This is a genomic window from Mycobacterium noviomagense, assembly GCF_010731635.1.
Classification (GTDB): Bacteria; Actinomycetota; Actinomycetes; order Mycobacteriales; family Mycobacteriaceae; genus Mycobacterium; species Mycobacterium noviomagense.
The window spans coordinates 2,133,175-2,148,107 of record NZ_AP022583.1 but is presented as its reverse complement, the minus strand read 5'-3'; the positions used below and the strand labels follow the sequence as shown (position 1 = coordinate 2,148,107).

The window sequence follows — 14,933 nt, the reverse complement described above, 5'->3', positions numbered from 1 at the left end:
GAGGGTCCGCCAGTACCCCTAGGACCAGCACCTGCCTTTCCGGTCCGGTCCTGCGTAGCGTCGATGTGGCAAGCGCATTCACGTCGACATCGAGGAAGTCACCGCCATGGCGAACCAGGACCAGCAGGGTCAAGCAGCCCTCGACAGTTTCGTGGACATGTGGGTGACGGGCACGACGGCAGGCCGGCGTGCACCGGTGCTGCGCCGTCCCGGGGAGGTGGGCCTGGAGTACGAAGAGGTGTTCTTTCCCTCGATGGACGGCGTTCCGCTCGAAGGGTGGTTCATCCCAGCCGATTCGGACAAGCTGATCATCCATAACCACTTCTGCCCGGCAATCGGTACGGCTATCCCGGCCATCTGCCGGAGTTCGGTGGGTTGGGTGGATTCGAGGTGAACTTCCTGCCCGAGTACAAGGCGCTGCACGACGCCGGCTACAACATCTTGTGCTACGACATGAGCAACCACGGGCTGAGCGGAGCACGCAACGGCGGCACCGCCGGAATCGGTCTGCTGGAGTATCGCGACGTGATCGGGTCGGTGCGCTACGCCCAGTCGCGTCCAGACACCGCGTCGATGACCACGTTTCTGCTCAGCGTGTGCCTAGGCGGTGACTCGACCTGCGTCGCGATGGCCAAGCACCCGGAGGAGTTCGAGCACATCAAGTCGCTGATCCTGCTGCAGCCGGTGTCGGCGAACCCGGTCATCGAGGAGTTCGTCAGGGCCAACAACATTCCGGACGGATACGAGCGATTCGCCAAGGCGGTCCACGAACGAACCGGTTTCCATCTGTCCGAGCAGTCGCCGATCGAGTACGCCAAGTCGATCCGCATCCCCACGTTGGTGGTGCAGGTTCACCACGACTCGATGACCCGCCCAGAGGATGTGCAGTCGATCTATGACGCCATCCCCGCGGAGGAGAAGAAGCTGCACTGGATCGAGGGAACAACCCGACGCTTCGACGGCTACAACTACTTCGGCGAGCACCCCGAACTGCCGATGGATTGGTTCAACACGCACGCTGCATAGCCAATCGCGTGCTATCCCAGTAGAGCGTTCAAGACCAGCCAATATTGAATTGGAATCGGACGGCTTCCGATAATCCGCCGCCCGCGGATGGTTGGATGTGGGCGGCTACTGCTGGTAGGACTTCGCCCCGGTGCCGGCGAACTTTCCGCCCTCCACGATCAAGTACTCCGAGCGGATGGGCTTGCCGGCCAACCAGTCTTCGAGGATTTCGCGGGTGCCGGCGGCGTAGCGCGCCTGCGCTGATAAGGTGGTGCCTGATACGTGCGGCGTCATCGCGTTGTTGCGCATAGTGCGCCACGGGTGGTCCGTCGGGGGCGGCTGGGGGAACCACACGTCACCGGCGTAGCCGGCGAGGTGGCCGCTTTCCAGCGCCGCCACGATCGCCTTCTGGTCGGTTTCCTCGGCCCGGGCGGTGTTGACGATGTAGGAGCCGCGTCGCATTTTCTTCAGCAGTTTCTCGTTGAACATGCGGTGGGTCTGCGAGATCAGCGGTGAGTGGATCGACACCACATCTACCGAGCTCGCCAGCGATTCCACGCTGGGGTGGTACGTGACGTTGAGCTCCTTCTCCGCCTCGGGCGACAACCGATGAACGTCGAAGTAATGCAGGTGCACTCCGAACGGCTTCATGCGCTCCAGCACGGCCCGTCCTATGCGGCCGGCGGCGATCACCCCGACATCCATGCCTTCAACGTCGTAGGCACGCTCCACACAGTCGGCAATGTTCCAGCCACCGTCGACTATCCATTGGTGCGATGGGACGAAGTTCCGCACTAACGCCAGGATCTGCATCACCGCGTGCTCCGCGACACTGACGCTGTTGCTCCAGGTTTCTTCGGCGACGGTGACGCCGCGCTTTTGCGCTTCGTCAAGATCCACATGGTCCGATCCGATGCCAGCGGTGAGCGCCAGCTTGAGTTTAGGCGCCTTGGCGAACCGCTCTTTGGTGATGTACGCAGGCCAAAACGGTTGAGAAATCACGATGTCGGCATCGGGCAGCTCCCGCTCGAACTCTGAGTCCGGACCGTCCTTGTCCGACGTCACCACCAACTCGTGGCCGTTCTCTTCGAAAAACTTCCGCAATCCCAACGCCCCCGATACACAGCCGAGCAGTTCGCCGGGCGTGAAGTCGATCTTCGACGGCGTCGGCAACGACGTCCCATCCGGGTAGCTCTTGATCACGGGGATGCTGTCGCGAGCGTACTTCGGCGGGTATCCGTTGACCGGATCGGGATACAAAACCATCACACACTTCGCCATCACTTCTCCTCAAATGCAATTTCCGGGACGGCCATCAGCCGATCAGCCGGTAGCCGCCACAACCAGTGTGATCCCTTATCTGGCGGGGAGTCCAAGATGCGCCAGCTATCGGGCGGTATCCGCGTTCTATCAAGCGTCGGCTGTCGCTTGCGACGAGTGCACCGTCGTCGCGCCTGAGCCACTTCACGTTGACACTGCGCCACTGCTTTTTGCACCTGGGAGATGCCAAAGTAGTTGAAAAGCTGTTTGTCAGTTGGCAGATTGACCTGGTAGTTCTCTTGACTTGCTTCTTGATCATGCATCCCACGCTGTCATAGCAGGCCTTAGACGACGAAACCACTTGCGCCCAAGTTCAACGGATCAAATGGATAACTTACGCTTTGCGGTTTTCGGATTTAAGCATCCAGGCTTGCTTCTCCAGGGCATCAATGATGGCGTGTAAGAGGTCAGCGGTCGACGGATCGGCGGCGCCCACGTCGTCATGCACTGTGCGCATGGTGTCCACCACCGCATAGATCCGGTCGGTGATCGTGTCGACCGTTTCAGTGGTGTTCAGCTCTCCTGGTGTTATGGCGGGGACAGTTGTGGTCGCCGCGACCGTGTCGGAGCGTCCGTCCGGAACGACCCAAAGAGCCCGCATACGTTCGGCGATCGTGTCACTGGCTCGGCGTGCCGTGTCGACGATGCTGTCGAGTTGTAGGTGCAGATCTCGGAAGTTCGTTCCGACGAGGTTCCAGTGCGCTTGCTTGCTTTGGAGGTGCAGCTCGATCAAGTCCACGAGTACCTTCTGCAGATTCTGCGGCAAGCTATCAGGAGCTTGGAACATGTGCACATCGTTGACGTCACGACGGGTGCTCGGAACTGAAGTGGTCATGACAGATTCCCTTCCTGGTATCGGTGGCGCCGGAAACCGCGTATTTCAACCTAATGCCGAAGTCAGGATGCGACCAGAAGCGCCTGCGGCGCTTCGGCTTTCATCCGCATTCGTAGCCATGCCAGCCGCGTTGAGATGTGCTGGCTGCAGCCGGTCACCAGCGTGACCAGGTCGCGGTCGCGAGCGTCGTGGGAGGTCGTTGTATTGTTCTCCGCCATATCGCGCCGGCATTTACGGTGGAACAGCTTTCAAGGTGCACCGTAGCGGTAGACACTGGGTGCCGCGACTTCCGCTTTTTACCGGCTCAGGTTGGCTGCGCGGATACCGTCCTCGATTTTCTTGCCTATGTCGGCGTCGATGTTGTACCAGTATTCGACGACTCGGGACAGCACGGGTTCTTTCACGCCATCGGAGACGTGATGAACGACATTGTGCACCAGGCGCTCGCGTGCCGCGTCGTCCATGACCTCGCGCACCAGGGTGCCGGCCTGACTCCAATCGTCATCATCCGGCCGCAGCGTGTAGGCGGCGCGCACCATCTCTCCATCGGCCGACCAGCGCACCTCGGACGCCCGATCGGGATCGGCCTTCGGCCCACCGACGGAGTTGGGGGCATACACCGGGTCGGTGGAGTTGACAAAGCGCATCTGCCCGTCCTTGGAATAGCTGCGCACCTCACACCTAGGGGCGTTGACCGGGATCTGGTTGTGGTTGGCCCCGACGCGGTAGCGGTGCGCATCGGCGTAGGCGAAACTGCGCCCCAGCAACAGCTTGTCCGGGCTTAGCCCGGTGCCGGGCACCAGGTCGTGGGGCGCGAAGGTGGCCTGCTCCACCTCGGTGTGGTGATCGGTGACGTTGCGGTCCAGCGTCATCGTGCCCAGATCGATGAGCGGATAGTCGGAATGCGGCCACACCTTGGTCACATCAAACGGATTGAGCCGGTAGGTCTTGGCGTCGGCGAACGGCATGATCTGCACCTTGAGCGACCAGCTCGGATACTCCCCGCACGCGATCGCCTCATGCAGGTCGCGCATGCAGCAGTCCGGGTCGGTGCCGGCCAGCCGATCCCCGTCTTCCTGGGTCAACCATTGGATGCCCTGATTTGTCTTGAAGTGGTATTTGACCCAACAGATCTCCCCAGCGGTGTTGATCCAGCTAAACGCGTGCAGGCCGTAGCCGTTCATGTGCCGAAATGTCTTGGGAATACCGCGGTCCCCCATCACCAGCGTCACCAGATGAGCCGTCTCGGGCGACAGCGTCCAAAAATCCCACTGCATGTTGTGGTCGTGGCAATTGTTGTTCGCGCGGCGCTTGGCCGAGCGGATCAACTGCGGAAACTTGATGGGATCGCGGATGAAAAAGATCGGCACATTGTTGCCGACGATGTCTAAGTTGCCCTCGGTGGTGTAGAACTTCACCGAAAATCCCCGGGTGTCCCGCAGGGTGTCGGCGCTGCCGCGCTCACCGGCATTGGTCGCGAGCCGCACAAACACCTCGGTCGTAGCTCCCGGTTGGAACACCGCGGCCTTCGTGTAGGCGCTCAGATCATTGGTGACCTCGAAACGACCGAACGCACCAGCCCCCTTGGCGTGCGGCTGACGCTCCGGCACCCGCTCCCGATTGAACGCAGCCATCTGCTCGATAAGGTAGGAATCCTGCAACAGGATTGGCCCATCGGGGCCCAATGACAACGATAGTTCGTCACTCGGCGCTGGAGCACCCGCATTCGTCGTGGTGTAGTTATCCGCCATTTCACTATCTCCTTGCATTTGAAATCTCAAGGCAGCTACGCCAATACCGTGCAGAGGCCCTGAAAGGCAATTGAGTTGGAATCGGCGGGGCGGGTTGGGTCGTGGGGGCGCCCCGCCGATAGGTCAAGGTGGGCGCGTTACTTGAAAAGGTCCTTGTGGTCATCCTTGATCATGTCCGCGCCCTTTTCGCCGATCATGTAGACATGGTTTTGGATGCGGCAGTCAGGGATGACGGGGGTGACCGAAGCATCGATGACACGGAGGTTGTTGACCCCGTGGACCTTGAGCTTCGGGTCGACCACACCCTGGTCAATGTTCTTTGACAGCCGGGCGGTACCGCATGGGTGGAATGACGTCTGGACGCGGTCCTGAATAGACGTCCTCATCAACTCGTCCGAATCGAGAGGCATATCCCAGGGGTACTGGCTGACCACGAGGTCCTTGAAGCCGTCACCCTTGGTGACAACGTCATAGGTGAACCTGATGCCCTCACGCAAGGCAATGATGTCAAGCTCATCGGCGAGGAAGTTCAGGTTGATGTTGGGCTGCACGAGCGGGTCGGCGCTGTTGAGTGTCACCTCACCGCCTTCGGACACCGGTCGGACCAGGTCAACCATCACCGTGAGGTGGTCACCTTCCTCGGGGGTCGGGTATTGCCACTGAAACGCACTGCCGAACATCGAGACAAAATCGAGTTCGAAGTGCGGCTGTCCCTCCGGAGAGAACGGGTCGAGCCCGCCGTTGGCGGCCTTGGCCTCGCGGTAAGTGGGGTCCTTCTCCAGGTACTCGTCGACGCGGGGGAAACCGATCATTTCCAGCAGACCCGAGCCGATGGGTCCGGAATGGTCCTTCCGGTAGGCGGCAACAGCAGCTTCGTACTTGGAACCATGGCGTATAAGGGTGTCGTCCATACCGAAGCCGTCGTTGATGCGCAGCACGAAGGGCACTCCGGGGTGGTCAAGCAGGTGCTGGCCGACGTGGCGAGAGTCGACAATCACGGCGATACCGTGCTTAGCCAACTCGCGGGCAGGACCGATACCGCTGAGCATCAGCAGCTTAGGGCTCTCGAAGACCCCTTGGGACAGGATGACTTCACGGTTGGCGTAGAAGTTGCGCTCGTTGCCGCTAGCGTCGACGACCGTCACACCCTTGCACGTGCGATCGGCGTAATCGATGATCAGACGCTTCGAGCGAGTTTCAGACAAAATCGTGATGTTGGCCTTGTCCTTCACGAACAGGTAGCTGCCGGAGCGCTGGCCCTGGTAGATGCTGTTGATCGAATGGGTGAGGCCGTTCATCTCACCGTCATAAATGTTTTCGGTCAAGGGCAACCCACGCGACGTCCACGCCTTTATGAGAGCGTCGCGGAAGTTTTGCAACTCAGGGATGTCGGCATGAGAAATGGGGATGGGGCCACCGGCACCGATCTTCTCGAGCTCGGCGGGGTAACGCTTGGCATCCTTGGGGTCGCAGTGGTAGGTCGCGCTCTTGCGGAGGTACGGGACAAGCGGCTCCCAGCTCCATTCCTGCCCACCGTATTCCGCCCACCGATCAAAGGTCGGCTTGCAGCCAGGAATCCAGCTGAAGTAGTTGCCAGAGGAGCTACCACCGAGCACCCGCCCGCGGGTGCATTGCTTGTCAATGCGCTGCCAAACATTCCGGTTGACGAACATCGCCTTGTAGTTCCAGTCTGACGCAGTGCCGCGGATTTCCATAGCCAGTGACGGAGTGGTAACCAGCTCAACGTCCCAGGGGTTTCCGATGCCTGCCTCAACGATCAAGACGTTGACATTGGGGTTCTCGGCAAGACGGCCGGCGACGACGCAACCCGCCGTTCCGCCGCCAACGATCACAAAGTCGAAGCGAGCTCCGTCCTGGGCGCTGAGTTGTTCCTCTAACATGAGTTTCTCCTCGGACTGGGTTTGCACGCGAGCCATTGGCCGTCGCCACTAGTCTTGTCGGCCGTCCTGTCGGCCGTCCAAGACGCAGAAGTTATTGGTCGATGCACGCCGCTTATGAAGTAACGACTCCGCTGAATGCTTCAATGCAGGGTAGGTTCTGCGAATTCGACTGCGGTAGTACGTGATTAGGTTGGAGCATCCTGTGACCAGTACACGGCGAGTCCGGGAATGACCACCCCGATGGCAACCGGCACGCGTGCAGATCCCAACAGCCAAGGCTTGATCGATCGGATTTATCAACCAGTCGGAAACATCTCTTGGACGCCCTGGAGGCCGTCGTATGACACTGAGATTGCTTCAGCAACCCGGGAAGGGAGGTTTTGCGGAAAAACCCGAACGGTAGCGTGAGGACAGAACGATTCGCGATATGCAAGGTGAACAGCGATGAGCACGCCGCGCGAGAAGGCACGCCACGGACTACTCCTCGACGGCCTCGGTAATATATTGGATCTCAATGCTGTCGATTGGCATGTCAGACAGCAGAACCCGGCGGCATCACCCTCGGAAGTCCAGAACGAGGCCCTGGAAGTCATTCGCTCGTTGGTCAGCGATGGCCTGGTCAGGCTGGGAGGCATGGCCCAGGAGAAAGAACACTCCCCTGAACGTTTCATTGCCTGGACTGACCCGCTCGAGCATTCGATGCATAAGATTTCCCTCGTCTACGTCAGACACTACGATGACCCCGAGCGATGGATGTTTTCGGTGTGGTTGCAGCTCACAGACAAGGGCGAACAGCTTGCACAATCAATTGAGAAGACGGATCTAGAGGGGTACAGATAGTCGAAACCTGCACTAGCACACCGTGTTGGGTGTCAAGCGCAAACAGCGCAGCGTGACAGCCGGGTGCTCAATCGACGCCGATCGTTACTTCCGTCGACTTGATGAACACCGTCGCAGGCTGACCCGCCTTCAGACCGAGGTCTTCCGCGGCATCCTTGGTGACCGAGGATGTGACAACCTGGTCGCCGCCATCGAGCCGAACCTTCACGATCGCCATGACGTTGCCGAGGTCAACATCGGTAATGGTCCCTTTGAGCTGGTTTCGAGTCGACAATCGCATCGCAGTCCTCCATATCGGTGGTTTGCGACGAGCATAGGCCCGCGGATTGGTCGGCGTTGCAGTTTCAGCCTCGAGCGTCAGCTGGCGCCATGTCGTGCGAAATCCCCGGCGGCAACGTCGTGTTAGGCAACAGGAGGTTACCGATCAGCGTGAGGAGCTGTCAGATTTGTCCGCAGCTGCCAGCCTTATCCGGGACACTAGGCTGATCGGGCCCAGTAGCAGCCTTGGAAGGAGATCTCGTGCTCTTCCGGCAGCTGGAGTACTTCGTCGCGGTCGCCGAGGAGCGGCACTTCGCTCGGGCGGCCGAGAAGTGCTATGTGTCGCAGCCCGCGCTCTCGGCCGCGATCGCGAAGCTGGAACGCGAATTGGATGTCACGCTGATCAAGCGCGGACGCAGCTTCGAGGGTCTTACTCCTGAGGGAGAGAGGCTGCTGGTGTGGGCCAAACGAATACTGGCCGAGCACGATATTTTCCGGGCCGAGCTTCGCGCGATGCAGTCCGGGGAAATCGCCGGCACACTCCGGCTCGGGACCATACCGACCGCTTCGACCACATCGTCACTGGTGATTTCGTCATTCTGTTCAGCGCATCCGCGGGCTAAGGTACAAATCCGTTCTCAACTAGCCACCTCCGACTTGTACCGGCGGTTGCGGGCGTTCGAGCTCGACGCCGCCATCGCCCCCGTCGCGCCCGAAGAGAGCCAAGGTTTGGACGTTGTACCGCTCTACGAGGATCGCTATGTATTCGTCGTGCCGACAGACATGCTTGCTGAAGATGCGTTGACACTGCGGTGGGTGGATGCGGGCCAATACCCGCTGGCGCTGTTGACCCCGGACATGCGTGTCCGGCAGGTGATCGACGCGACTTTTGCCCACCATGGCATCACTGTGAGTCCGCAAGTTGAGACCGACTCGGTCTCTACGTTGCTCGCGCAGTCCGCTAGTGGTGACAGGGCGTGCATCGTCCCGCAGACCTGGCTGTGGACCAACCTGATGAGTGCTGGCCTTCGCGCGGTCGAACTCGTCGATCCAAGCTTGGAGACGCAGATCGCCGCTGCCGTTAATTCCAAGGGGCCCCGATCGCCGCTGGCCCGCGCGTTTGTTGCGAGCGCGCAACACCTTAAACTGGGTGAGTTTTTCGCCAAGCGGCTTGGCGGCCTGTATCGGCGCTGACCGAGAACGATCGCCAAAGAACTTGCGCTCCTGCCGGTTGGTCTTGGGCAGTTGTCATCCTCGGCTGGCGGTCCGGCCTCTAAACCCCACCCGCATTACCTTCTCGGTCAGCCGTAGCGCTGACACCAATCCACCGAAGCCTGATCCGATCACCACGACGTCGTATCGAAGGTCTTGCGGCTCTCTATTTGACGCCGGGCAGTCGCTTGAGGGCGCGCAAGCCGGTGGTCATGACACGCGCATAGCGACCGGCGTTGATCCACGGCGGCGCACCGACCGGCAGCACACGCTCGATCGCGATCGTTTGGGGCTCAGTGTATTTCAGGATGCCGTGCTCGCCGTGGCGACGCCCGATGCCGGACGCCTTCATGCCGCCCATCGGCGCATCCATCGAACCCCAGGCCGCCGCGTATGCTTCGTTGACATTCACGGTGCCCGCCTGCAGCCGGGTCGCGACCCGCCGCCCGCGCTTCGGGTCGGAGGTCCAGACACTGAAGTTTAGGCCGTAGTCGCTGTCGTTGGCCTTCTGGATCGCCTCTTCCTCGCTGTCGACACGGTACAGAGAGACCACCGGGCCGAACGTCTCGTCGGCGAACGCGGCCATGCCTTCGCGGACCCCGGTCAGGATGGTCGGCTCGTAGAAGTAGGGGCCGATGTCGGGCCGCGGCTTACCCCCGGCCAGCACGCTGGCGCCCTTGGCCACCGCGTCGTCGACGTGCTCCGCCACCGCCTTCAGTTGCTTCTCGGAGATCAACGACCCCATATCGGCCGAATAGTCCAGAGCAGCAGAAAGTTTCAGCGACTTTGCGGCGGCGGCGAACTTCGACGTGAACTCATCCCACAGTGTCGCGGGCACGTAGATGCGTTCGATCGAGATGCACAACTGCCCGGCGTTGGAGAACGCGGCGCGCACCGCGCCGGACACCGCCTTACCGACGTCTGCGTCGTCAAGCACCAGCAACGCGTTCTTGCCGCCCAGCTCCATCGAGCAATCGATCAGCCGCTCACCGGCCTGCGCGGCCACGGTACGGCCCACCGCGGTGGAACCGGTGAACATCAGATAGTCGGACTGCTCGATGATCGGTGTCCCCAGCTCGGAGCCCGAGCCCGTGACCACCTGCACCAAACCCGGCGGCATACCGGCTTCCTCGAGCAGCTGAACCGCCCACAACGCCGAAAACGGTGTCTGCTGATCAGGTTTGGTCAGTACGGCATTGCCGGCAACGATCGCCGGAATCGCGTCACTGATGCCCAGCGTCAACGGATAGTTCCACGGCGAGATGATTCCCACCAAACCTTTGGGGTGATGGTGCTCCCACACCTGGGTCAGCGCCAACTGCACCCCCTGCCGACGCTTGGGAGCCAGATAGTCGGCCGCTGTGTTCGCGTAGTAGCGCGACGTCAGGCAGACGTCGAGAACTTCCTCGAAAGCATGCCGGCGCGCCTTGCCGTTCTCGAGCTGGATGAGATCGAGCACTTCGTCTTGGCGCTTGAGCACGAGATCGTGGAAGCGCAGCAGCACCTCCGCCCGCTCGCGCACCGGCCGCGCGGCCCACGCCGGCTGCACGGCACGGGCGCGCTGCGCGGCAGCTGCCACATCATCAGGTGTGCACCGCGGAACATCCCCGAGCAGGTGGCCCGTCATCGCGTTGCTGACCTCCAGGCGGGAATCCGCGTCAGCCGCCACCACCCGATCGGCCAGTTCCTTGAGTAGAACGGTGTCTACCGTCTCGGGCGAACGCCCGGCGATCGTGGTCATGGCGTTACTCCTTTTACTCACTACCGACAAGCTGCTTCTGGTTTGGGGCATACCCGTTTCAGTCTGCGCCGATTACACCGTGAGGGTGAGTGGTTCGACCACCGGTCTCGGGTGAGCCGCTACAACGTCGCGTCCAGCTGGCCGAGCCGGTCGGTCAGCCGCAGGTTCTCGGAGTAGTCGACCGGGCAGGAGATCACCGACACGCCGTCGTCGTCGAGCGCCCGCTTGAGCGTCGGCAGCAGTTCGTCTGCGCTGCCGATGCGATAGCCCTTGGCGCCGAAGCTTTCGGCATAGGTCACGACGTCGGGATTACCGAACTTGACGTAGTAGTGGTCGCCGAGTTCGAGGTCCATTTTCCATTCGATGAGACCGTAGCCGCCGTCGTCCCAGATCAGCACCACCAGCGGTATGCGCTCGCGAACCGCGGTCTCGATCTCCTGCGAGTTCATCAGGAACGCTCCGTCGCCCACCGCGGCCAGCACCTTGCAGCCCGGGCGGGCCAGCTTGACGCCGAGCGCTCCGGGCAGCGCAAAAGACATGGTGGACAATCCGTTTGAGATCAAACAGGTGTTGCGCTCGTAAGTGGGATACAGCCGCGCCATCCACATCTTGGTGGCCCCGGTGTCGACCAGCACGACGTCGCTGCGGCCCAGCGCCGCGCGGGTGTCGGCGACCACCCGCTGCGGCGCCAGCGGGAACCGCGAATCTTGTTGTCCACGAGCGAATTCATCGGCCAGCATCTGGCACACGGGGGCGGCGTCACTGGAGTAGCGCTGCCCAGCTAAGGCGTCGGTGAGTGCATTCAAAGACGCGCTGATGTCGCCGATGATGCCGACGGCAACCGGGTAGTGCACATCGACTTCGGCTGGGAAGCGGTGAATGTGAATGATCTTCTTGTCGCCGCTCGGGTTGATCTGGACGGGATCGAACTCCTGCAGCTCGTAGCCGACGGCGATGACGACGTCGGCGTTGTCGAACCCGAAGTTGACGTAGTCATGCCGCATGAACCCGATCGTGCCGATGCTGTTGGGGTGGTCGTCGGGCATGACGCCCTTGCCGTGGAATGTGTTGGCGACCGGGACACCGAGCTCGTCGGAGAACCGCACCAGGGCCGCGCTGGCGTCGTTGCGGGCGGCTCCGTGGCCGGCCAGCACCACCGGGCGCTTCGCCGAGCGCAGAATCTCGACCGCCCGCTGCACTTGACCGGCTGCCGGGGCCTCGGCGCGCACCACGTTGCGGGGCAACGGCGTCAGGTCGTAGTCGGCGTCATCGGCGTCGATGTGCTCGGGCACGGCCAGGTATACCGCGGCCGGGCGTTCCGTCTCGGCCACCTTGAACGCCTTTCGGAACATTTCCGGTATCGCCCGCGCGGTGGGAACACCGTCGGCCCAGCGGGTGATCGGAGCGAACATCGACACCAGGTCGACGTACTGGTGCGACTCCTTGTACTCGCGGTCATGGCCGACCTGAGCCGAGATCGCGACCATCGGGGTGCTGTTGGTGGTGGCGTCGGCGACGCCGAGCTGCATGTTGATCGCACCGGGTCCCAGCGTCGTCGACACAACCGCGGCCCGGCCGGTGACCCGGCCGTACATCTCGGCCATGAACGCCGCACCCTGCTCATGGCGGGTCAGCACGTAGCGGATATCGGAGGCGGCCAGCGCCTGCACGAAGTGGATGTTCTCCTCGCCGGGTAGTCCGAAGACCACGGACACACCTTCGTTTTCGAGGCATTTCACCATCAGCTGAGCGGCTGTACTCACCTCGCCACGATAAAGCCTGCCGAATAACTCCTGGGAGTGTTCGGCACCGCCCTTCTCGGGCGTCCTCGGCTCAGGCCGCGGATGCGGTGTGAGCGTCGGTTCCCGCTTCTTCCGGGCTGGTTTCACCCGCACACGTAGGGTGCTGGTCAGCGCCGTCCCGTCGGCGGGCGTTGGTGGCCCGGCCTCCTGCTTGGGGGTCCGGGGACCGATGAAGGTCGTGATGGGCCTGGCCCCAGCGGGCCAGATTCACCGCTGCGTTGGTGTCCCTATCCGCGGAATGCCCGCATCCGCAGGTGAACACACGATCGGCCAATGTCAATGCTGTGTTCACGCCGCCGCATGCCGAGCACGTCTTGCTCGATGGGAACCAGCGGTCGACGGTCAATACTTGACCGAAGCGCCATGCCTGCTTGTAACGCAGCTGCCTGGCGAACTCGGCCCATCCCGCGTCCGAGATCGACTGTGCCAAGCGCTGGTTCGTCAGCATTCCGGACACGTTGAGGTCTTCGATGACGAGCCGGTCGTGGGTCTTGACCAGCGCGTTGGAGACCTGATGCAGGAAATGTCGTCGGACGTTGGCCACGTGGTTGTGGTGCCGGCCGAGCTTGGCGCCGGCGTCTTTGCGGTTTTGCGATCCTTTCTTCTTGCGTGACAGTTTCTTCGCCAACCGCCGCTGGCGACGCATCCCGGCGCGCAGTGCCTTGGGAGCGTTGTCGACTCGGGCGACCTCGGCGCCGTCGCTGGTGGCGGCGACGAGGAAAGCCGATAGGCCACGATCCACCCCGACCCACCCACCAGAATCATCTTCGCCGCGCGGTGCATGTTGATGGGCGGGGTGCAGCTCGGCGGCCTGGATGTTTAGCGAGACCCACCAGCGCCCGCGGTGCCGCGAAACGGTGGCGAAGAGAATCTTGGCGCGGTTTTTGGTGAGCATGCGCCGCAACCGGCGGGTGTCATCACGAATCTTGATTGCGCCAATGCCGGGCAGGGTGACCGACCGGGGCAGGCTATTGTCGCCAACCCGAATCGGCGGTGGCCGGTCTTTTTTGTGATTGTTACGCAGCCTGAACGAAGCCACGTTGTCGGTTTTCCTTTTGAAACGCGGGAACCCGACCCGCTTGCCCTTGCGTTTCCCCGAGCGGGAGTCCGACCAGGCCCCAAGCGCCCGACCACAATCGATGGCAGCTTCCTCGAACACCTGCTGGCACACACTGCGCCGCCATGACAGGCCGGTCACCACGACTTCGGCCACGCCGGAGCTGTCGACAGTGAATACTCGGCCAGCGTTCTCGGTCTTTTTCCATGCATTGAACGCGTTGATCAGATCGAAGCCGGTCCAAGGCACAGGCGTCTCCGGGTCGGTTTTGTGATGAGTGAGCGAGGTTTTCACCATGCGTAGGCACTGGTTGAAGGCGAACCGGGAGGCCCCCGAGTGCCGGGTCAGCGCTTCGTGCTGTTCCACCGTCGGGTCGAGGCAGAACCGGAATGTGGTGTGCCGAGTCATCTCAGCTGTGAGCATCCCACGACCTACCGACAAAACCTGCGGCTGCGGGGAAGCGCGACGCTACGGCTGCGAGCTGTTGCGCCTGACGGCAGTTGCCACGACTCACCATGCGTTAGTCAGGGAGGCTCCAACACTTCCTGCGCTCGTGCCACCGCGAGCCGGACCCGCAGCTTGACTTCATCCGCGATAAGGCTGGCGCCGGTGGCCGCGTGCGTAGACCGTTCGCAGCGGTGGTTCACTCGTCCGGACTGAAGGGTGACGCCGCAGCTTCGTCAGTCAAAAAGGGGCGCGGATCCAATCCTTCGCACTCGATAGTGGCAGGCTGGAGGGCGGTTCTGTCGATCGAGCAGCCGCAGGATGTCACCATGTCATTTCTTCGAAAGAGGCGGCAGTCGGATCGGGGCGTCAGCGGCGACCCGGTCATTACCAACGCCGCCGAGCTGAGACACCGGCGGTATGCGATCAGCGTCGACGGCGTCGAGGTCGGGCTCACGGCCTACGTCGACACCGACAGGCAGCGCATCTTCTACCACACCAAGGTCAGCGACGAATCCCGCAGCCGTGGGCTGACCGACCGATTGATCATGACGGCACTCGACGACACCCGCACGACAGGTAAGCGCATCGTGGCGCTGTGTCCTCGCGTCGCGGCCTACGTCGACAGGGAAGAGAGTTACGACGACCTGCTGGATCCGGTGACCCCGCGAGCCCACGCCGCGGTCCGTGCGGAGTTGGCCGGCGATGCCCTACCAGGAATCGGACGCGGGTAGCGGTAGACGTCGCTGTTTCGATCAGGCGCCTGC

At 62.0% G+C, this 14,933-nt stretch carries 12 protein-coding genes and 2 pseudogenes; 4 read left to right on the top strand and 10 right to left on the bottom strand.

Annotated elements, in window-relative coordinates; all coding sequences use genetic code 11:
- Positions 1–157 precede the first annotated feature (157 nt).
- A pseudogene (locus G6N15_RS09890) lies at positions 158–1,026 on the top strand (alpha/beta hydrolase family protein).
- Positions 1,027–1,131: 105 nt separating this feature from the next.
- Here the strand turns inward: G6N15_RS09890 and G6N15_RS09885 are convergent.
- The 5 genes from G6N15_RS09885 to G6N15_RS09865 all read right to left on the bottom strand — a co-directional run bounded on the left by G6N15_RS09885 (position 1,132) and on the right by G6N15_RS09865 (position 6,812).
- Complete coding sequence (locus G6N15_RS09885) at positions 1,132–2,286, bottom strand: NAD-dependent formate dehydrogenase (protein ID WP_083088806.1); 1,155 nt, start codon at positions 2,284–2,286, stop codon at positions 1,132–1,134.
- A gap of 373 nt (positions 2,287–2,659) precedes the next feature.
- A complete protein-coding gene (locus G6N15_RS09880) occupies positions 2,660–3,160 on the bottom strand; it encodes a Dps family protein (protein ID WP_083088776.1) in 501 nt (166 codons plus the stop codon).
- Positions 3,161–3,222: 62 nt separating this feature from the next.
- Complete coding sequence (locus G6N15_RS09875) at positions 3,223–3,378, bottom strand: hypothetical protein (protein ID WP_163748015.1); 156 nt, start codon at positions 3,376–3,378, stop codon at positions 3,223–3,225.
- Positions 3,379–3,456: 78 nt separating this feature from the next.
- Complete coding sequence (locus G6N15_RS09870) at positions 3,457–4,911, bottom strand: catalase (protein ID WP_083088775.1); 1,455 nt, start codon at positions 4,909–4,911, stop codon at positions 3,457–3,459.
- Between the two features lie 137 nt (positions 4,912–5,048).
- Positions 5,049–6,812 (bottom strand): GMC family oxidoreductase, encoded by a 1,764-nt coding sequence (locus tag G6N15_RS09865; RefSeq protein WP_083088767.1) that lies wholly within the window; start codon positions 6,810–6,812, stop codon positions 5,049–5,051.
- 444 nt (positions 6,813–7,256) lie between these two features.
- On the opposite strand from G6N15_RS09865, the gene G6N15_RS09860 reads away from it, so the two are divergent.
- Positions 7,257–7,652 (top strand): hypothetical protein, encoded by a 396-nt coding sequence (locus G6N15_RS09860; protein WP_232070390.1) that lies wholly within the window; start codon positions 7,257–7,259, stop codon positions 7,650–7,652.
- 67 nt (positions 7,653–7,719) lie between these two features.
- Here the strand turns inward: G6N15_RS09860 and G6N15_RS09855 are convergent, their stop codons facing one another.
- The gene (locus tag G6N15_RS09855; protein ID WP_083088733.1) at positions 7,720–7,932 is read right to left on the bottom strand and encodes a TOBE domain-containing protein; all 213 of its coding nucleotides are present in this window, start codon (positions 7,930–7,932) and stop codon (positions 7,720–7,722) included.
- 239 nt (positions 7,933–8,171) lie between these two features.
- On the opposite strand from G6N15_RS09855, the gene G6N15_RS09850 reads away from it, so the two are divergent.
- The gene (locus G6N15_RS09850) at positions 8,172–9,104 is read left to right on the top strand and encodes a LysR family transcriptional regulator (RefSeq protein ID WP_083088734.1); all 933 of its coding nucleotides are present in this window, start codon (positions 8,172–8,174) and stop codon (positions 9,102–9,104) included.
- Positions 9,105–9,188: 84 nt separating this feature from the next.
- Here G6N15_RS09850 and G6N15_RS22945 read toward each other — a convergent pair.
- From G6N15_RS22945 to G6N15_RS09835, 4 genes and pseudogenes are all read right to left on the bottom strand, one after another.
- Positions 9,189–9,260: pseudogene (locus tag G6N15_RS22945) on the bottom strand (FAD-dependent oxidoreductase); the annotation flags it as partial.
- A 28-nt stretch (positions 9,261–9,288) separates the two neighbouring features.
- A complete protein-coding gene (locus tag G6N15_RS09845) occupies positions 9,289–10,863 on the bottom strand; it encodes a succinic semialdehyde dehydrogenase (protein ID WP_083088735.1) in 1,575 nt (524 codons plus the stop codon).
- A 119-nt stretch (positions 10,864–10,982) separates the two neighbouring features.
- Positions 10,983–12,626, bottom strand: coding sequence for an acetolactate synthase large subunit (locus G6N15_RS09840; protein WP_083088736.1), 1,644 nt, complete (start codon positions 12,624–12,626; stop codon positions 10,983–10,985).
- Between the two features lie 70 nt (positions 12,627–12,696).
- On the bottom strand, positions 12,697–14,145 hold the full coding sequence (locus tag G6N15_RS09835) for an RNA-guided endonuclease InsQ/TnpB family protein (protein ID WP_083088737.1): 1,449 nt from the start codon (positions 14,143–14,145) through the stop codon (positions 12,697–12,699).
- Positions 14,146–14,495: 350 nt separating this feature from the next.
- Between G6N15_RS09835 and G6N15_RS09830 the strand changes: the two genes are divergently transcribed.
- Complete coding sequence (locus G6N15_RS09830) at positions 14,496–14,900, top strand: GNAT family N-acetyltransferase (RefSeq protein ID WP_083088769.1); 405 nt, start codon at positions 14,496–14,498, stop codon at positions 14,898–14,900.
- Positions 14,901–14,933 lie beyond the last annotated feature (33 nt).